Source organism: Polynucleobacter sp. MWH-Aus1W21 (assembly GCF_018687275.1).
Classification (GTDB): Bacteria; Pseudomonadota; Gammaproteobacteria; order Burkholderiales; family Burkholderiaceae; genus Polynucleobacter.
Genome location: NZ_CP061287.1, coordinates 234,832 through 254,585, shown reverse-complemented (window position 1 = coordinate 254,585; position 19,754 = coordinate 234,832). Strand labels below are relative to the sequence as shown.

General features: G+C 43.7%; 19 protein-coding genes. 6 read left to right on the top strand and 13 right to left on the bottom strand.

The window, feature by feature from the left end; genetic code table 11:
* Window positions 1-103: 103 nt before the first annotated feature.
* Window positions 104-1,477, top strand: coding sequence for a hypothetical protein (locus ICW03_RS01345; protein ID WP_215348343.1), 1,374 nt, complete (start codon window positions 104-106; stop codon window positions 1,475-1,477).
* A gap of 11 nt (window positions 1,478-1,488) precedes the next feature.
* On the opposite strand, the gene ICW03_RS01340 is transcribed toward ICW03_RS01345, so the two are convergent.
* The gene (locus tag ICW03_RS01340; RefSeq protein ID WP_215348342.1) at window positions 1,489-2,820 is read right to left on the bottom strand and encodes an undecaprenyl-phosphate glucose phosphotransferase; all 1,332 of its coding nucleotides are present in this window, start codon (window positions 2,818-2,820) and stop codon (window positions 1,489-1,491) included.
* A gap of 17 nt (window positions 2,821-2,837) precedes the next feature.
* Window positions 2,838-3,866, bottom strand: coding sequence for a glycosyltransferase family 9 protein (locus tag ICW03_RS01335; protein ID WP_215348341.1), 1,029 nt, complete (start codon window positions 3,864-3,866; stop codon window positions 2,838-2,840).
* Window positions 3,867-4,142: 276 nt separating this feature from the next.
* Between ICW03_RS01335 and gmd the strand changes: the two genes are divergently transcribed.
* The 3 genes from gmd (at window position 4,143) to ICW03_RS01320 (ending at window position 7,672) form a co-directional block, all read left to right on the top strand.
* Window positions 4,143-5,234, top strand: coding sequence for a GDP-mannose 4,6-dehydratase (gmd, locus tag ICW03_RS01330; RefSeq protein ID WP_215348340.1), 1,092 nt, complete (start codon window positions 4,143-4,145; stop codon window positions 5,232-5,234).
* On the top strand, window positions 5,227-6,171 hold the full coding sequence (locus ICW03_RS01325) for a GDP-L-fucose synthase (RefSeq protein ID WP_215348339.1): 945 nt from the start codon (window positions 5,227-5,229) through the stop codon (window positions 6,169-6,171). The genes gmd and ICW03_RS01325 overlap by 8 nt, the downstream gene beginning before the upstream one ends.
* A 64-nt stretch (window positions 6,172-6,235) precedes the next feature.
* The gene (locus ICW03_RS01320) at window positions 6,236-7,672 is read left to right on the top strand and encodes a mannose-1-phosphate guanylyltransferase/mannose-6-phosphate isomerase (RefSeq protein ID WP_215348338.1); all 1,437 of its coding nucleotides are present in this window, start codon (window positions 6,236-6,238) and stop codon (window positions 7,670-7,672) included.
* 8 nt (window positions 7,673-7,680) lie between these two features.
* On the opposite strand, the gene ICW03_RS01315 is transcribed toward ICW03_RS01320, so the two are convergent.
* From ICW03_RS01315 to ICW03_RS01290, 6 genes are all read right to left on the bottom strand, one after another.
* Window positions 7,681-8,484 (bottom strand): hypothetical protein, encoded by an 804-nt coding sequence (locus tag ICW03_RS01315; RefSeq protein ID WP_215348337.1) that lies wholly within the window; start codon window positions 8,482-8,484, stop codon window positions 7,681-7,683.
* Between the two features lie 134 nt (window positions 8,485-8,618).
* A complete protein-coding gene (locus tag ICW03_RS01310) occupies window positions 8,619-9,947 on the bottom strand; it encodes a hypothetical protein (RefSeq protein ID WP_215348336.1) in 1,329 nt (442 codons plus the stop codon).
* A gap of 6 nt (window positions 9,948-9,953) precedes the next feature.
* Entirely contained in the window at window positions 9,954-10,922 is a 969-nt protein-coding gene (locus ICW03_RS01305) for an aspartate carbamoyltransferase catalytic subunit (protein WP_215348335.1), read from the bottom strand.
* A complete protein-coding gene (pyrR, locus tag ICW03_RS01300; protein ID WP_215348334.1) occupies window positions 10,922-11,422 on the bottom strand; it encodes a bifunctional pyr operon transcriptional regulator/uracil phosphoribosyltransferase PyrR in 501 nt (166 codons plus the stop codon). The genes ICW03_RS01305 and pyrR overlap by 1 nt, the downstream gene beginning before the upstream one ends.
* 32 nt (window positions 11,423-11,454) lie before the next feature.
* Complete coding sequence (gene ruvX, locus ICW03_RS01295) at window positions 11,455-11,886, bottom strand: Holliday junction resolvase RuvX (protein WP_215348333.1); 432 nt, start codon at window positions 11,884-11,886, stop codon at window positions 11,455-11,457.
* Window positions 11,879-12,478, bottom strand: coding sequence for a YqgE/AlgH family protein (locus tag ICW03_RS01290; protein ID WP_215350083.1), 600 nt, complete (start codon window positions 12,476-12,478; stop codon window positions 11,879-11,881). Before ICW03_RS01290 ends, ruvX begins: the two co-directional genes overlap by 8 nt.
* A gap of 114 nt (window positions 12,479-12,592) precedes the next feature.
* Here ICW03_RS01290 and ICW03_RS01285 point away from each other — a divergent pair, with 114 nt between their 5' ends.
* Together ICW03_RS01285 and ICW03_RS01280 are read left to right on the top strand one after the other, a co-directional pair.
* Window positions 12,593-14,065, top strand: coding sequence for a deoxyribodipyrimidine photo-lyase (locus ICW03_RS01285; RefSeq protein ID WP_215348332.1), 1,473 nt, complete (start codon window positions 12,593-12,595; stop codon window positions 14,063-14,065).
* 39 nt (window positions 14,066-14,104) lie between these two features.
* Window positions 14,105-14,944: a symmetrical bis(5'-nucleosyl)-tetraphosphatase gene (locus tag ICW03_RS01280; RefSeq protein WP_215348331.1), complete on the top strand. Its 840-nt coding sequence runs from the start codon at window positions 14,105-14,107 to the stop codon at window positions 14,942-14,944.
* A 27-nt stretch (window positions 14,945-14,971) separates the two neighbouring features.
* On the opposite strand, the gene hemL is transcribed toward ICW03_RS01280, so the two are convergent.
* From hemL to ICW03_RS01255, 5 genes are all read right to left on the bottom strand, one after another.
* Window positions 14,972-16,273, bottom strand: coding sequence for a glutamate-1-semialdehyde 2,1-aminomutase (gene hemL / locus ICW03_RS01275; RefSeq protein ID WP_215348330.1), 1,302 nt, complete (start codon window positions 16,271-16,273; stop codon window positions 14,972-14,974).
* A 12-nt stretch (window positions 16,274-16,285) separates the two neighbouring features.
* Entirely contained in the window at window positions 16,286-16,456 is a 171-nt protein-coding gene (locus tag ICW03_RS01270) for a rubredoxin (protein ID WP_071464595.1), read from the bottom strand.
* A gap of 77 nt (window positions 16,457-16,533) precedes the next feature.
* Window positions 16,534-17,964, bottom strand: a complete 1,431-nt coding sequence (locus ICW03_RS01265) for a class I SAM-dependent RNA methyltransferase (RefSeq protein WP_215348329.1) — start codon at window positions 17,962-17,964, stop codon at window positions 16,534-16,536.
* A gap of 56 nt (window positions 17,965-18,020) precedes the next feature.
* Complete coding sequence (locus ICW03_RS01260; RefSeq protein WP_215348328.1) at window positions 18,021-18,446, bottom strand: CopD family protein; 426 nt, start codon at window positions 18,444-18,446, stop codon at window positions 18,021-18,023.
* 27 nt (window positions 18,447-18,473) lie between these two features.
* Window positions 18,474-19,751, bottom strand: coding sequence for a glutamate-5-semialdehyde dehydrogenase (locus ICW03_RS01255; protein WP_215348327.1), 1,278 nt, complete (start codon window positions 19,749-19,751; stop codon window positions 18,474-18,476).
* Between the last annotated feature and the right edge of the window lie 3 nt (window positions 19,752-19,754).

The window sequence follows — 19,754 nt, the reverse complement described above, 5'->3', positions numbered from 1 at the left end:
GACTAATCTAGCAAGATTTGAAGCCCATCTGCCTTATTAGACTCTTAGTGAATACCACTTTATGAGCCTAATTTACGCAATTTAGCCGTTATTATTCGATTATATGAAACCCTTTGAGTCAAATCGATTTTTTTCAGCCTTGAGCGTGGTGATGATTTTCATTAGCAGCGTCTTATTGGCAATTTGGTCGATCAAAAATACCATTGCGCTTCGCAATATTCTCCTGATTTCAGGAGTTGTAATCGGCCTGCTGATTCTCAAAAACAATAGAAGGCTGACTCAATTAATCCCAAATCGGCCCACATTCAGCCAATTCACCCCATTGATCTTATCTGCATGCATGTTTATTTGGGTACTTCTACACTTTCTTTTCTTCAGCCAAGATGAAGCCCTTCAAATCCAAGAACTCAGAAGTACATGGTTACGAGTAGTGCAGGCTTGTTTTATTGGAGGCGTTACCGGACTTATCGTGGGCGCCACCTTAAACCGAAGCAAATTTTTATGGCTAGGGATTTTTAGCAGCTTTCTCTATTTGCTTTTTGACTATATTGGCGCGCATATAGATTCAGGACTATTTTTTATGCCGGACTATTATTTTTCAAGTCCTTTTGGCAACAAAATTAATACTGTATTAATGGGGAATATCTTTATAGCAGCAATCTGCGGTAGTTCTGCTTACACATTGACACAAAATCATATAAAACTCCACGTTACAACATATTTATATTGGTTGGCAGGGGTAATAGCAATCTTATTCTGTTTTACTACTGTCATCGATACCCGAAATGGTATTGGTGTTGCCCTTATCCTAATAGGCGCTTGGTTTCTCTATATAGGAGCGATTGCCCTAAAGCATCAGTTTGATGCTCGCAAATTCAATACAAAAGCAGTTTTTATAACTGTTATCCCGCTCCTATTAATCATCTTTTTCATACAGCAGCACTTAAGCATTAATCGCGGATGGATTCATTTCGTCGACGACATCAGTTTGGCCGTACAAATCAAAGATGTGCCCAACTGGCAAGATATTAAAAAATATGGCTATCCCAAATTAAGTTCGGGCGAGATGGTTTATCCGAATAATTATGAGCGTGCAGCTTGGGCAACCGCAGGAATTGAATCCATCTCACAAAACCCTCTGGGTTATGGTCTTCTAGAGCACTCTCTTGGCAGGGTAATACGTCAAACCTACCCTGAATCGGTCATTCAATCCTCCCATAGCGCCTGGATTGACTATGGATTAGCCTTTGGGTTGCCCGGTTTAATTTTTACTTTGGGCGCCTTAATATCCATTCTCAGGTTAGCCACAAGATCTCTATCCCCCAATCGTCTAATTGCTATTTGGGTAACAATGGGATTGCTTATTACATTTACAGTGGCAGAAGTAAGCAGCAAACATGCAATTGAAATTTTATTTTTTTGCATTGGGTTGCTGAACACAATGCTACTTGCGAAATCACCCGAAAAATTCGAGTAAAAAAATCTCGATTAATAGGCGTTTTTATTCACAAAACCGCGAAAAATAGTAAGAAAAATGATCTTCAAATCCAACCATATGGACCAGTTTTCAATGTAATACAAATCATGCTCAATTCGAGCATTTAGGTCAGTATCTCCGCGCCAACCATGAATTTGTGCCCAACCAGTAATACCTGCCTTAACCAAGTGCTTTTTCATATAGCCTGGAATCTTATTTTTAAATTGCTCCACAAACAATGGTCGCTCAGGTCTCGGCCCAACAATAGACATTTTTCCCTGGAGAACATTAATAAATTGAGGCAACTCATCCAAACTGGTTGAGCGCAACCATTTAGAAAATTTTGTAACAGACTTGTCTGCAGACCCACCCCATACAATCTCACCCCTCTCCAGATCTACAGGCATTGTCCTAAATTTATATATCTCAAAAACCTCACCATTCCAACCGACCCGCTCTTGACGATAAAAAACCGGTCCTGGTGAGTTAAGCTTAACGCCAATAGCTAGCAACAGCATTAAGGGGCTAATCAGAATCAATATCAAAATAGATAAGAAAAAATCTTCCATAGACTTAAGGAATAGATTCATTCCCGTCATTGGAGTGCCGTAAAGATCAATCATTTGGACGCCCAAAACTTCACTCACCCCATGATTAATCAGTCGGAAGGAAAACCAATCGGGCACAAATCGAATGCTAGCAGTGCTCGTTTGGAGTTGCTCCATTACCATTCGCATTTGCGCTCCATCACCCATTGGCAGGGCCAACCAAATTTCATTTAGAGGTTGCTTTGACAGTTCGTTCAACCCCTCTTTATTCAAATCTTTTAAATGCCTCTGAATACGATAGCCCGACCATGGTGATTGATTAATTCGATTTACGATTTCATCGGCGGAGTTACCAGAGCCAACTATAGCGATATGCCTTAAATTAGTTCCTTTACTGCGATACCGACTGATTAATAGATAACTAAATAATCTACTGCCGCATAAGACTAAGAGGCTAGCAATGGCCCATGATCCCAACCATAACCGTGAATACATTTCCGTGGATTTACTAAAGACCAACCAAATCAAAATTAAAATCCAGGTCTTCAAAACTCCGCTTGCCACCCGACCAAAAAGCGCCATTAAATTGCCGCCTCGCCAAGAGCGATAAGCTCTATTTGTCAAAAACAAATAGGCCAAGCTAGCTAAAAAAACTAAAGATGCATATCGCTGCAAATCTAAGTCGGCATCTTTAAAAACTTGAATAGCAAAAAACGTAAGTAGTCCGACTAGATTGATAGCAATAAAGTCAAAAATGCGAATTAGATAAGAATTAATAATGAGTGAAGCAGCCATTGGTGTATTTTGCAGTACTAAGCAATGTTTATGGAAAGTTTACGCAAAGCTACTACAACCGCATCTACGGTAATGCGATCCATTAAATAAGTTGGATTCGCTGGGTGCTCAAAACCTAAATTCAAATAAGAGCCCCCTTCTTTTAAGCCGGGACCTAAAACAACCGTATTTTGCTCATTTACGCCGCCTGGATAGATGGGACCCCAACGACTTGGGTTGGTTGGGCCATGCAAAGCCACTAATGGCATATCCAATAATGCTGCGAGATGCATTATTCCAGTATTGACTGAAACAACCCCCGCCGCTCCGCGCAAATAAGCTGCAGTAGTGCGTAAATCAGACTTACCGGCTAAATTCACTAAAGGTCTTGAACCGGCTGCTTCAATTCCCTCAACCAGAGCTCCTGCGCGCACAATATCACTGGGGCCACCGCTAATCACTACACCATACCCCGAACGCATCGCTCGCTGTGCAAGCTCTACCCAGGATGAAAAAGGCCACTCTCTTAACTCATAATGGCTGCCGCTGGCCCAAGGATGAAAAACAAGATAAGGCTGCTTAATATTTAGGCAATCATTAGAAGAAATGGCAGACAAGTTCACCGAAGGTAATGAGCCCGCTGATATTCCAAGAGGCCCCAACAAAGCCCAGAAATTTTGCAATTCGTGAATATTGGATGAATGTTTTACTGAAAAATCATAAGAAAAGTGTCTATTTTGACCGCTAGTCTTAAAGCCTATAGTAAAACCAGCGCCGCTTAAAAGGGTCAATATCGCACCAATCCTCGACCATTGGGAGGTATCAATCAAGACATCAACTGGATGCGCTCTCATTTCCCTTAATGCTGCCATTGGAGAGGTGATAGGCACTAACACCAACTCATCAAAACCGGATACCAAACTAAATATAGGCAGATTTGCTTTGGTAGCAAAAACAATAATTTTTAAGCGGGGATGAGATCGTCTAAGGTCAACTATCAGAGAGGAGGCTAACAATCCATCTCCAATGGCAGCAAATGCACATATTCCAACGGAATTAAAAACCAACGGCTGTACTCTTTTTCGGCGAAAAATGCTTAAAAAACCAAGCAAAGGGATGCCTAGCCACCTATCTAGCCAGCGCAATAAGCCATCACCTCTTTCACCTTTAACCTTCAATTCCAAGCTTTAACCCCAACCTTTATCCAAAACTGTGTAATACAGCCCTAAGGCTACTCTGGCCCCCAATTGTAATTCTTGGGGGCCAGAGGACGATGCTTAAGTCTTTAATTTAAAACGATTTACAATACCCAATCAGCTAATTAACCAGACAAAGAAAACACAATGTCAAAATCTAAAGTTGCCCTTATTACAGGCATTACTGGCCAAGATGGGGCTTATTTAGCCGAACTATTGCTTAAAAAAGGCTATGAAGTTCACGGCATTAAGCGTCGATCCTCTCTTTTCAACACCGATAGGATTGACCATCTTTACCACGATCCTCACATTGAAGGCTCAAAACTTACGCTTCACCATGGCGATTTAACAGATACATCATGCTTAATTCGCATTATTCAGCAGACACAACCAGATGAAATTTATAACCTAGCAGCGCAGTCCCATGTGGCAGTCTCTTTTGAAGAGCCTGAATATACTGCCAACTCCGATGCTCTTGGTGCCCTGAGAATTCTTGAAGCCATTCGCATTTTAAAGCTTGAGAAGAAAACTCGCTTTTACCAAGCATCTACATCTGAGCTCTACGGCTTAGTACAAGAAATTCCGCAAAAAGAAACGACCCCTTTTTACCCAAGAAGCCCTTACGCAGTTGCAAAACTATATGCTTACTGGATTACAGTGAACTATCGTGAGGCCTATGGAATGTATGCCTGCAATGGGATTCTTTTTAATCACGAAAGTCCTATCCGCGGCGAAACATTTGTAACTAGAAAAATTACTCGCGCCTTAGCCCGAATAAAGCTTGGTCTCCAAGAATGTTTATACCTCGGCAATTTAGATGCAAAACGCGACTGGGGTCACGCCCGTGACTACGTAGAAATGCAATGGTTAATGTTGCAACAGGAACAAGCTGAAGATTTTGTGATTGCTACTGGCGTGCAATTTAGCGTTCGTCAATTTATTGACTTTGCAGCCGAAGAGCTTGGCATGAAAATCACCTGGAAGGGTGAGGGCGTTAACGAAAAAGGTTATGACGATCATGGCAAGTGCATTGTTTCTGTTGATCCGCGCTACTTCCGACCAACCGAAGTAGAAACCTTGCTTGGCGATGCTACTAAGGCCAAGGAGAAACTGGGGTGGACGCCTGCAACGTCTTTTGAAGACCTTGTGAAGGAAATGGTACGCGAAGACTTAAAAGGTGCGGAGCGTGACGAATTAGTTAAGAAGCATGGCTACACCTCTTTAAGCAGACATGAATAAGGCAGCAAAAATATATGTAGCCGGTCATCGCGGTATGGTTGGGAGCGCGATCACACGGCTTCTAGCCGCGAATGGGTATCAAAATATACTGACGCGTACACACAACGAACTAGACCTACTCAATCAAGAGGCAGTCAATGAATTTTTGAGTGTGGAGAAGCCGGATTATATTTTTATCGCCGCTGCCAAAGTTGGCGGGATCCAAGCGAATAATATTTATCGGGCGGATTTTATTTATCAAAACTTGATGATTGAGTGCAACTTAATTCACGGCGCCTACCAAGCCGGGATCAAACAGTTGACCTCCTTAGGATCGAGCTGCATTTACCCAAGAAATTGCCCTCAGCCAATTAAAGAGGAATATCTTCTGACTGGCCCTCTTGAGCAAACGAACGAGCCATATGCGCTTGCAAAGATTGCCGGTATCAAGCTTTGTGAAAACTATAACAGACAGTATGGGACTCAATTTATCAGCTTGATGCCGACTAATCTTTATGGGCCCGGCGATAATTATGATCTAAACAACTCTCATGTTCTGCCCGCACTTATTCGGAAGGCTCATGAGGCAAAAATACGCAATGATTCACAATTAATTATTTGGGGATCCGGAAACCCCCGCCGCGAATTTATGCACGTGGACGATTTAGCTAGAGCATCGATAATGCTCATGGAGCAAAACTATGACGGCCCTTTTGTTAATATCGGTTGCGGGTCCGATCTAACTATCAAAGAGCTTGCACAGGAGGTGGTCTCGGTAGTGGGCTTCAAGGGCCAACTGCAATTTGATACATCCAAACCTGACGGCACACCTCAAAAGCTATTGGATGTTCAAAAAATCAATCAGTTAGGCTGGAAAGCGGAAATTGCACTTCGCCCTGGAATTCAAGATGCCTATAGTTGGTTCTTGCAACATATCGCCCCAAGTCTTTATAGTTAGATCAACCTCTCCAAGACCCCCTTAGGGGGTAAGCTGCCCCCTTTATTTTAGGTAAAATTGCTGCATGAAATTAAACTTTTCGACGGTAATTATTTGTGGGGGCGCAGGCTCTCGTCTTTGGCCTGTTTCTCGTGAAAACCGTCCTAAAGTTTTTATGCCGGTCTCTAGCCAGCAATCTCTTTTAAGTGAAACTGCAAGCCGAATTAAATCTGAAAACCCTTGGCTATGCGTTGTCACTTCAGAAAGTCTAGGATTCCAAGTTTTAGCCGATCTAAAAAGCTCTCAACAAGAGGCTAACCTAACAATCATTGAGCCACTTCGACGCAATACTGCTCCAGCAGTTCTTTTTGCAGCCATGGCAGCTAATGATGCAGGACGCGGTGACATTCCTATGCTCGTACTTCCAGCGGATCATGTTATTCAAGATAAGATCGGTTTTGAAATGGCAGTCGCGAAGGCGGTTGATTTTGCGAAATCAGGAAATTTGGTTACTTTTGGAATTCCCCCAACACATCCAGAAACCGGTTATGGATATCTTAAGCTCGGCGGAGTTGCTCTTACGCCTTCCAAATCAGAAGGTCGAGTAGTTGAACAGTTTGTTGAAAAGCCGGCGCTGACCATAGCAGAGCAATACGTTTCGGCAGGTAATTTTCACTGGAATTCGGGGATGTTTTGCTTTACTCCAAAAGCGCTCTTACAGGCCGCCAATCAAATTGCACCAAACCTACTAAACCAAGTAAAAGAATGCTGGCAAGCAAGCGGTTCTGAGGTTAGCAAAGAAAACTCTCTAGCGCTTGATAAAAATACCATGGCCTTGATAGACGATATTTCACTAGACTATGCAATCATGGAAAAAGCATCGAATGTAGTTTCAGTAAATGCCAGTTTCGATTGGGATGATGTTGGATCATGGGATGCCATGGCAAAACATTTCCCTCAAGATGAATTTGGCAATGCGACGCAAGGAAAGGCCATTTTTATAGATTCGAGCAATAACTTTGTATTTGGCAGAGAACGGCTCATTGCTGCAGTTGGTCTAGATAACCTTATCATCGTTGATACACCCGATGCCCTACTCATTAGCGCCAAAGGGCACTCGCAATCTGTTAAAAAAGTTGTTGATCTACTAAACAAAGTACAAGATGAGCGCGCTACCTATCACAGCACGGTCCATCGACCTTGGGGAACCTATACCGTCATTGAGGAAGGGCCAGACTACAAAATCAAACGGATCGTCGTTCAACCTGGCGGCAAGCTATCACTTCAAATGCACCATCACCGTAACGAACATTGGGTGGTAATTTCTGGGAAAGCAGAAATTATTAATGGCGATAAGGTGCTTCATTTGAATGCTAATGAATCCACCTACATCCCCAAAAAAACCCAACATCGCCTCACAAACTTAGGCGATATTCCCCTTGTAATTATTGAGGCTCAAGTAGGTGAATACTTGGGAGAGGATGACATCATTAGATTTGACGACCAGTATGGTCGCCTTTAATCAAATAACTAAGCGCCCCTTTTGGTCCTTAAAGAAAATAATACATAAAGGATTGCTATCCCAAGGCCTGCAATAAGTCCCACTAAAAGACTTTTATTGATATTTGGGGCCACAGGCTTAGCCAAGGTATAAGGCGGAATCAAAAGCTTTGCCTTATATACGTTCGTAAGATTGATCACGTTCTTGAGATTATCTCGCTCGCCGTATAAGCGCCGAATGTCATCGAGATTAAAGAAATAACTCCACGATCCAAGAGGTAACTGCGCAGATTTTTCAAGAATGGCTTGATTAATTTGAATTCGCTTATTAATACCATCAATTTGGTCATTCATTTCTTGAATATACGGCTGAACCAGCTCAATCTCTTGCGCTTGCACCATTGTAAAAATTTCAGCCAAACATGTAATTGCCAAGCTTTCAGATTTGGCCCTAAGCCTGATTTCCAATGTATTAGTTGCACCCTTTGGGATATTCGAATTTACAGCCGCTGCCAAGCTTAAAGGCTGTCCAGATAGTCCACAAACATTCAAGACTGTTTCAGAATAAGTGATTGGAGACTTGAGTCTATTGCTAAGAATCGCAGGATTTTCAACATTAATAATTGAAGCTTCGCCTTCTTTATTTTTATTCGTTACTAATTGCGCAACTTGTAACTGACTTATGGCCTCATATTCTTTTGGAGAAATAATGAGATAGACGATGGACGCCAATAAGCCCAAAAAAGTTCCGATCAATAAAATATGCCAAAATTTCTTTACGAATATATATATATCAGCTAGACCAATTTCATATCCAACATTTGTATCATTCATGAATTTTTTCCATTTTTAACATCTAAAGCACTAAGTGCGATCACGCATCAATCAATATTGAATAATTTTAACTATATATCTGATGGTGATAGTCACGCCAATTTTGGGGGGCTGAAAATGCCTCGAATAGAAATCTATCTTAACTCGATTTGAGCCAGGATTGCCTCTACGGCTTGCTGTACACCAATTGATGTGCCGGCAACTGGGTTTAGGCGTTTCTTTTGCCAGTCACGCCAAATTTTTTCCAGCGAAAGCAAAATCCCAGCATCATTGCAGCTAGCACTTAAATAGGCATTTCTATCGCTCAAAATTTCGTTTAATTGCGGATTACGATGAGTAATAGCCCAAATTGGTCGTCCAGCCCACAGATAGTCATAAAGCTTGGATGGTATATATTCCGCACACTCCTCACCCAACCCATGAAGCAATATTAGTACGTCCGCCTGCTGCATTTTTTCAATCACACGCTCTCTGCCGGATTTACCTAAAGCGGAATCTTTCTCTAAGCGACCATGTGCAATAACAAGATCATCAAACCCAAAACGTTCAATCGCCTGGATCGTTAATGAATCTAAAGGAGCGCCATAAGCATGAATACGAATACTTGTGCGCGCTTCAGGATGCTTTTGTAGTAATGTATTGAGTGCGCCCAAGATGACCGATAGAGAACGATCTTTTGCCAAAGAACCAAAGTGACAAAGATTGAGGTGCTCAGCGTATTGATGCTCAGTTGCAAAATTTGATTGGCTCGGTGGTTGTGCACCAGGCATCACCACAAATCCATGCGCATTTTCTGGGGTGTTGAGATTGGGGTTGCGAACCTTAGCGTAATGCATAGCGCCTTCAGTAAACCACCAGAGGTGATCTGCATGCGCGCACAAATTAGCCTCTAACTTCTGACGAAAAGCAGCATCACGATTACTCGGTTTTGCTAACCCCTGGTCTTCAGGACTCTTGCGAATCACTAAGGGGTCGTGAATTTCAGAAAGCAATTCAATGCCGGTAGATTTTTTTAACCATAGGCCTGCTAAATGCGCCGACCAAGCTCCACCGGTTGAATACACTACATCGACTTTGCCAGATTTAATTAATCGGCGGCCATGGATGTAAGCTGGCAACGCCCAAGACCATTGACTTGAATAGCCTAAACATAGCTTTTCAATTGCAATAAAAGGCGTCAACAACAAAGATACTGTTCTAGTAGTGACTTTATAAAACAAGCCACGCCCATATTTATTAGCTACCCAATGACGAAAATCAAAACGAAAGCCAGATGGACCCCAGGCTAAAAATTGGTGATGCGGAAAGCGCTCGTCCTTAATCCCCGTTATGGCACTAAACACAATAGGTTGAATGCCAGCATCTAGTAAATAGGGAATTTTATCGGTGATCGTTAAACTTGCAGCGCGGCCATCCATATTGAATCCATGGGATAGGATAAGCCAACGTTTACCTGTCGACATATTTGGTTAATTTCCAGCTACGATCGACATGACGGCCATACGTACTGCGATACCAAAAGTAACCTGATTCAAGATGACTGACTGTGGGCCATCTGCGACCACCGAATCAATCTCCACTCCGCGGTTCATAGGGCCGGGGTGCATCACAATAGCATCAGGTTTGGCCAAAGCTAAACGAACTGGCGTTAAGCCGTACTGCTTAAAGAATGCGTCGCCCTCAGGAACCTGGCCAACTTCCATGCGCTCCTTTTGAATGCGTAATGTCATGACAACATCTACGTCTTTCAGCCCCTCTTCCATACTATGGAAGACTTTGACACCCAACATATCTAAATTACTTGGCAAGAGACTCTCTGGACCAATGGCGCGGATATCCTCACAACCCAAAGTCGTTAATGCATGAATATTGGACTTCGCTACACGACTATGCACAATGTCGCCCACAATCGCGACTTTCAAACCTTTAAAACTTTGCTTGAAATGACGCATCGTATACATATCTAGCAAGCCTTGAGTTGGATGCTGATGACTGCCATCACCAGCATTAACCACATGCACATGAGCTGGCACATGATTGGCTATTTCAATGGGAGCTCTAGATACCCCATGACGCACGACAAAAATATCCGCCTGCATTGCCACCAAGTTATCGATGGTGTCGAGTAGGCTTTCGCCTTTAGCAGTAGATGATGTAGAAATATCTAAGTTAATCACATCTGCCGATAAACGCTTTGCAGCAATTTCAAAAGTCGTTCTTGTACGTGTAGAGTTTTCGAAGAAAAGATTAAATACACTCTTACCTCTCAGCAGGGGAACTTTCTTTACTTCACGCGATGGATCGGTAACGCTCACAAACTGCTGAGCAGTATCTAGGATATGAACGATTTGCTCTTTAGGCAGACCTTCTAGAGTAAGAAGATGCGTGAGTTCACCCGCAGCATTAAATTGGTTGACTGGTTTAAATATCGAACTCATTACTCGCGCTCCTCTATTACGAAACTAAACTTACCAGCCGCATCTTTCTCTAAAGCCAAAATTTGATGGTCTGGCACGCTTATTATTTCAGCGGCAAAGTTAGCACTTACTGGAAGCTCTCGGTTACCGCGATCAGCCAACACCATCAACTCGACTTGTGCTGGTCTACCAAAATCAAATAACTCATTTAACGCAGCCCTGACAGTTCTGCCGGTCAATAGAACATCATCAATCAACATCACATTAGCGCCATTCACATCAAATGGCAGATTTGTTGTCATCGTCCTAGCAGTACGAAGTGCTGTCATGCCCTTCTCAGCGTAATCATCTCGATGAAAAGCCACATTAATGACCCCATAGTGCGGCAAGGCTAGATCTTTGGCTAGACGCTCAGCAATCCATGCTCCCCCCATTGCAAGTCCAACCAGCTCAAACGAGCTCACTTGTTTAAGCTCGCGAAGTTTTGCTAGTAATTTTTCGTATAACTGTTCTGCATTCATTCTTTAATCCAAACTGTATCGAAACTGCCTTTTTAATCGGCGACCCTAGCATCTAACTCTAAAAAATATTGCTCCAGAATAAGGGCTGCCGAATGCGCATCTAGATTGTCCCGCATCTGGGCGCCACCCTCCAAAACTGCTGAAGTGTAGCGCTCATCCACCCAAGCTACCGGCAACTGAAAGCGGCCATGTAATTGGTTACCAAAGCGGACTGCCTTGACAGTCATCTCATGGGGTACGCCATCTGGATGGGTGGGCCTACCTATTACCAACTGATTGGGCTGCCACTCTGCCAGGAGCATTTCTATATCTCTAAACAAGACATCGGCACTTGGAGCTGCAATAGTTTTTAAGGGTTCACCTGCCCTCGTTACCGTATTACCTACTGCAACACCTACACGGCGTGTTCCATAGTCAAATGCCATCACCGTCATGGGCGCATTTGAGGCACTAGACTTAAGCATGCCCCGCCTCTCCTGAAAGATCAGATGGATCAAAGCCCAAATGATTCATAGCCTTTTGGTAGCGTTGGCTTGAGGGAGTATTAAAGATGATGTCCATCATTCGCTCACGATTCAGCGGAACGTTGATCCAGCCGTTGAGTGTGATTTCTTCTTCGAGCTGGCCAGCGCCCCAACCCGCATAACCCAAGGTCATCAAAAACTGTTGTGGTCCAGTGCCTCCAGCTACCGCCTCCAACACATCTTTAGAGGTGGTCATGGTTAGACCTCCAGGAATAATCAATGAGGAGCTATAAGACAGGTTGGGGTTGGATTCATGCAAAACAAACCCGCGCTCTACTTGCACAGGACCACCAAAGTAGACCGGTTGATCTAACAACGGAGCAATTTCTAATTTGAGATCAATTTTGTCAAAAAGAGTACATAAATTAACCTCGGTTGGCCTATTCACAACCAAGCCCATTGCACCTCTTTCGGTATGCTCAAAGAGATAAATTACAGAGCCAGCAAAATTAGGATCCACCATGCCTGGCATCGCAACCAAGAGCTGATTGGCAAGGTGATTGGCAGAGAAAGAAATAGATGAATCCGGCATAGATGCTAAGTCTGAAGCAGGGGGTGCTTTTTTGGCCGTAGACATATAGGGACATTTTACCGAAATTGGCCCGTAATCAAGCGCTTTTTACCAATAAACCATAAGATAGGGGCTATGCAAAAAGCACTAGTTTGGCTACGCCGCGATCTCCGTCTTTATGACAATGCCGCCCTACATCACGCCCTCACTGAAAGTGGGCAGGTTTGGCTTACCTTTGTCTTTGATATTGAAATTCTTAAACCACTGCTCGAGGGTGAGCTTGATGCCAAAGGGCTTAAGCACGATCGCCGAGTGGATTTTATTTGGCAAGGTATTAAACAAATTGATGATCAGCTAAAAATACAAGGTGGCGGACTCATTGTTTGTTTTGGCAAACCTACAGACTGCATTCCCCAAATTGCTAAAGATCTTGGCGTTGCTACAGTCTTTACCAATCACGATTACGAGCCATCTGCAATTGCACGCGATGATCAAGTAAAAAATAGCTTGGATACATTAGGCATTGGATTTGAAAGCTTTAAAGATCAGGTAATTTTTGAGAAGAAAGAAATTCTAACCAATTCCAATACTGTATTTTCTATCTTTACACCATACAAAAATAATTGGCTGAAAACACTTCAAGAAAAAGATCTTGCTGCTTACGAATGCAATCCAAAGCCGGGACAACTTGCAGCTATACCTAAAAATTTAAGCCAGCCATTGCCCTCTCTAGAGTCCATGGGCTTTTGCCCTACTGGCATTGAGAGCTACTTGCCGCCTGGCTCAGAGGGCGGTCAAACTTTCTTAGAGGACTTCCTCTCTCGTATTGATCAGTACCAAATTGGCAGAGACTTTCCTGCAATTAAAGGTGTGAGCTATCTATCAACCCACTTACGTTTTGGCATGCTATCGATTCGAGGTTTAGTACGAGAAGCCCATCGTCGCATGTTGGCCGGCAGTATGGGCGCTACCATTTGGTTAAGCGAATTAATTTGGCGTGATTTTTATTTCATGATTCTGGCCAATCATCCGCGCCTCGCTAAAGGCGCATCGTTTAAGCCCGACTACGACAATATTGCGTGGGAGAGTGGCGCCACTGCCAAGAAATTATTTACCGCTTGGTGCGAAGGCAAGACTGGTTACCCACTTGTTGATGCAGCAATGCATCAACTTAACCAAAGTGGCTACATGCACAATCGACTACGTATGGTTGTAGCAAGTTTTTTAACAAAAGATTTAGGAATCGATTGGCGCTGGGGTGAGGCCTATTTTGCCGAACACCTTAACGACTTTGAACTTTCTTCCAATAACGGCGGCTGGCAATGGGCCTCCTCATCTGGGTGTGATGCCCAACCCTACTTCCGCATCTTTAACCCCATTACTCAGTCAGAAAAGTTTGACTCGGAAGGCAAGTTCATCAAACGCTATCTTCCACAACTGGAAAAGCTGTCTAAGAAGTCGATTCATGCGCCCTGGAAGGCTGGCCACATCGAGCTAGAGGCAGCAGGCATCAGCCTCGGAAGAAATTATCCACTGCCAATAGTGGATCATGATGAAGCGCGTAAAAAGACACTAGTGCGCTATAGCGTTGTGAAAAAAATCGCTTAGCAAAGCGTATAAGCGCATATTTCCGCTTTAAGATTAGATATGAGCAAGATCTATGCCGTAGGTGATGTCCAAGGCTGCGCACCTTCGTTAAAAGCCTTAGTGAAAAAACTCCCCGCAAAATCTAAAATGATTTTTCTGGGTGACTTGGTTAATCGTGGACCCGATTCATTGGGTGCATTACGCTATTTAAAAACATTGCAAGAATCGGGTCGTGCGGAGTGCATCTTAGGCAATCATGACTTACACCTTCTGGCGATTGATGCCGGTCTTCGCAAAACCAAAGGACTAGATACGGTTGAGCCCATCTTGAACGCGCCTGATCGCGCAGAGCTCATTGACTGGTTACGAAAGCGTCCTATGGCATTAAGTAACGGCAAAGTACTTACAGTTCATGCGGGGGTGCTACCGCAATGGGATCTACAACAAACCATTGAATGTGCTCAAGAAGTAGAGAAAGCGTTACGTAGTAAGTCTTACAAAAGTTTTCTGGCCAATATGTATGGCAATACTCCAACCAAATGGAGTAAATCTCTCAAGGGTTATGAGCGCTTACGCGTCATCACCAATGCATTAACCCGTATGCGGTTTTGCAGCCCTACTGGTCAAATGGAGTTTGAAAGCAAAGAAGGCTTAGAGGATGGTCCTAAGGGCTACACCCCTTGGTTTATGGCGCCTCACAGAAAGACCACTGATACATTAATTTACTTTGGGCACTGGTCCACATTAGGATTACTACGCAAACACAATGTGATTGGCCTCGATACTGGCTGCGTCTGGGGTGGAAAGCTGACTGCTCTTGAGATTTCGGAATCCAATAAAGACAACAAGAATTCAGACATCGTTCAAGTAGATGGTTATGACCACCCACTCAGAATGTAAGCAATTACATAGCTATATTTTTAAACTTTAAAGATTTTTAAAAGAATTCTCGGCTGCGGCAATAATTTCATCGAGTACAGCGTTGTCATGCGCAATCGATGTAAAACCTGCCTCATATGCAGATGGTGCTAAATACACACCTTCATCTAACATCAAATGAAAGAATTTCTTAAAGGCATCAATATTAGATTTAGTCACCGCTTCAAAAGAAGTCGGAACGTGATCGGTAAAGTAAAACCCAAACATACCGCCCACACTATCTACCGCAAAAGGGATATTGTTTTTATCAGCAGCAGCTTTTAAAGCGGCCATGAGCTTTTGGGTTTGCCCCGTTAAGCACTCGTAAAACCCCTCTCGCGAAATAATCTCGAGAGTCTTTAAGCCTGCAGCTACAGCCACTGGATTACCGGAGAGCGTGCCAGCCTGATACACATTACCCAGGGGCGCAAGCTTGGACATGATTTCTTTCTTACCGCCAAAAGCCGCCATCGGCATGCCGCCGCCCATCACCTTACCTAAGCAAGTCAGGTCTGGGGTAATGCCTTGCAATGACTGAGCACCGCCCAATGCCACTCTAAAGCCGGTCATGACCTCGTCATAGATCAATACAGCGCCATGCTTATCAGTCAGAGATCTGATCGCATCCAAAAATGCTTTAGATGGTTGAATGAGATTCATATTGCCAGCGATTGGCTCGATGATGACTGCAGCAATTTGATCGCACTGCTTTTTAAATACTTCCTCAATCGCAGAGACATCGTTGTATGGCAATACCAAAGTATGTTTAACCAAATCTTGCGGAACACCTCCAGAAGAGGGGGCATTTTGCGTAGAGTCAGCAAACGTCAATAAGCCTGAGCCTGCCTTTACCAAAAGACTATCTGCATGACCGTGATAGCAACCCTCAAACTTGATAATCAAATCCCGTCCGGTATAGCCGCGAGCCAAGCGCAAGGCACTCATCGTTGCCTCTGTACCACTTGATACCATGCGCACTTGCTCAACACTTGGCATCAAAGCGCAAATACGCTCAGCTAACTCAATTTCACCTTCTGTCGGCGCGCCATAGCTAAAGCTAGTTTCTGCAGCTTTCTGAACAGCAGCTACTACTTCAGGGTTTGCATGACCCACAATCATCGGGCCCCAGGACATAATTAAATCGATATAACGCTTGTCATTGGCATCCCAAAAATAAGGGCCCTTGGCTTTAGCAACAAAACGTGGCGTTCCGCCCACTTGACGGAATGCTCTTACTGGGGAGTTCACCCCTCCAGGAATTGTTTTTTGTGCACGTTCAAACAGCGCTTCGTTTTGATCTACTTTTGCCATGGTTATTTCTACTTAAATTGCCATCATTTCAAAATCTTCTTTGCGGGCACCGCACTCTGGGCAGGTCCAATTCATTGGGACATCTTTCCAAAGTGTTCCTGGCGCTATACCTTCATCTGGCAATCCTGCGGCTTCGTCATAAACCCAACCGCAAATTAAACACATGTATGTTTTAAATTCCATTACCTTGCTCTCTGATTTTCTTTAATGTATCTATCGCTACTCTAAGATTCTGTCTTATTTTAAAGTTTTATAGCCACTTAAGTTGGTCGCTTTGCATGCATTTCAAACTTGAATAAACGACATTCGAGGGGGCCATTAAACAAAGGGGTACGCTTAGATTCTTTAATGCGCAATTGGCCTGGAAGCGCCATATCTGCAGTGAGTACAAATATATTCCATCCACCAAAGTCGTCCTTGAGATGCTGTCCAAACTGACGCAAAAACTCCACAAACTTGGGATCCTGCTCTTCTTGAGCTTGCAGCTTTTTCAATGATTCACGACTAGAACGTTTTGCACTTTGGCGACCCGTTTCTAAGTTCAGCTCAAAACGGTTATCCGGTTCATCTGCATCATCAGCGCTCGCAGTGCGATCCTGGCCACGACCACCCTTAATCACTAATCGCTCACCGTAAGGGGGATTTAACAACATCACGCCCTCATTAATACTTCCCGGCGGCTTAGCAGACAAGGCATCAATCTGACGAACTACCGGCTGATCAGGCAATTGCGCCCTTTGCCAATTGCCCTTAAACATGGATACTAATTTTTCATTAATATCGCCGCCAGTAATTTTTAAAGCGTCAACGCTTGGATACTGCTTACGCTTTTCCAACATCTGCGCAAGAGCAGCCTCTTTTAAATCAACCCAACGCTTCTGCTCAGCAGCCTCATTAAAGGGCTTGAGTCGCTGAAAGCCAAAACCATGAGCTGAAGTAACTAAAGGGCGGTAAGCCAATCGGCTTGGCTTGGCATCATCGCCGTACATGCCTGCGCGAATTGCGCCAGGCGGAATTGATAAGCTCATTTGAGCCGCCTCAATTAAAAAGGTGCCACTACCGCACATCGGATCAAACAATGTTTGACCAGGCTTCCAACTAGTAAAAGACAAAATGCCAGCAGCTAAATTTTCTTTCAGAGGCGCATCCCCTTTTTCATCACGCCAGCCACGCTTAAATAAGGCTTCACCAGAAGTATCTAAATAAATAGTCACTTGAGTTGCAGTTAAATGCGCTTGTACTCGTACATCCGGGAAAGCGGTATCAATGCTAGGCCGATCTCCAGTTACATCACGCAAGCGATCCACAATCGCATCTTTAATTTTGAGCGTTGCAAAATTCAGACTTTTCAGTGGAGAGCGATGGGCTGTGACATCAACTCGCAAAGTCTGCTTTGAGGTAAACCACTCTTCCCACGCTAAACCACTAGCCAACTTATAGAGGTCATCCTCTTGTCGATAAGGTGCTTGTGCCATTTGCAGCAATACACGGCTTGCAATACGTGAATGCAAATTCAACGCCATTGCGGCAGATATTGGCGCAGCCAAACCAACACCACCTGTTGGACTTGTAGGCGTTGGATCTATTACCCATGACCCTAAAACCTTACATTCTGGGCGTCCAGCAATCTCTGCCAGCTCCTGGGCAAGCGGCACTTCTAAACCGCCTGGGCATACAACAAAAAATCTCATGGGGCTAACAATCTTTAAATGGTGCTATTAAAAAATAAAAAATGTATCAGTTGGTTTTAAGGTTTAAACAATACCAAAGCAACAATAATGACTAGCAAGATAACTGGCACCTCATTAAACCAACGAAACCAAACTCCAGATCGCTTATTTACTCCAACACGAAACTTCTTGAGCAAGCTCAAACACGCATGGTGATAACCAATAACTAAAATCACAAAAAATAATTTAGCGTGCATCCACACATCGCCACGACCAATTCCGAAGTAGAGCCAAAGTATTAAGCCCAGCATTACCGCTGGAACTGCCAAGATAGTCATGAAACGAAACAGGCGATCAGCCATACCCAGCAAGCGAGCATAAGCCTCAGTATTTTTCTCTTCTGCCAAGTTCACAAAAATTCTAGGCAAGTAAAACAAACCGGCAAACCAAGATGTAATAAATACGATGTGGAAAGTTTTAACCCAGAGGTAAGAATTACTCATATGTTGTGTACTTACTTTTTAATTAAATTAAGTGCGAATCTCACCATGACCCATGACCACATACTTTAAGGAGGTCAAGCCATCCAGGCCAACTGGGCCGCGGGCATGCAGCTTATCATTTGAAATCCCAATTTCTGCGCCCAAGCCATACTCAAATCCATCGGCAAAACGAGTACTTGCATTCACCATTACGCTAGCGCTATCGACCTCGCGCAAGAAACGATCTGCCTGCGCTTTATTGTTAGTAATAATGGCATCAGTATGTTTACTACCGTATTGCTCAATATGATTCATAGCCTCATCTATATTGGCGACCGTTTTAATCGACAAAATTGGGGCTAAGTATTCTGTCTGCCAATCTTCTTCTGTGGCATCGACTAGATTCTGAAAGCCATTCGCCTCGAGCGTTTTGCGGGTCAAACCATCAATACGCAACTCCACACCCTTATCTTGATAAATCTTGCAAAGAGTTGGCAATACTTTCTGAGCGATCTCTTGGTTCACAAGTAAAGTCTCCATGGCATTGCATGGGGCATAGCGTTGTGTCTTGGCGTTATCACATACCTTTATGGCCATTGCTACATCGGCATCCGCATCAATGTAAGTATGGCAAATTCCGTCCAAGTGCTTAATCATTGGTACACGCGCCTCAGCCATCAATCGTGCAATCAAGCTCTTGCCGCCGCGCGGCACGATGACGTCAATATATTGAGTCATAGTGATCATTTCACCAACAGCCATACGATCTGTTATCGCAACCACTTGAACAGCATCCTTTGGTAAACCTGCAGCAGCCAAACCATCTTGAATAATCTGAGCTAGCAATGTATTGGAATCGATTGCCTCAGAGCCGCCGCGCAAAATCACGGCATTACCTGACTTTAAGCACAATGCAGCAGCATCAATAGTGACGTTAGGACGAGATTCATAAATGATGCCAATCACTCCAAGTGGTACACGCATCTGGCCCAACTCAATACCTGATGCTTGCTTCTTTAAAGGGGTGATTTTCCCAATGGGATCATCCAAAGAGACAATTTGCTCTAAACCTAGAGCCATTGTTTCAATGGTTTTAGGTGTCATAGTTAAGCGATCAACAAAAGCTGCATCTTGGCCATTAGCTTTAGCGCGCTCCACATCCACCAAATTAACCTGCTGAATCTCAGCCGCCTTTTGACGAATAACTTTTGCAATATGTAATAAAGCCTGATTTTTTTGCTCGCTCGATGCACGCGCCATTGCCCGCGATGCAGCGCGTGCTCGCATCCCAATGTCTTGCATCATTTCTTTAATAGCTGAACTCATTTT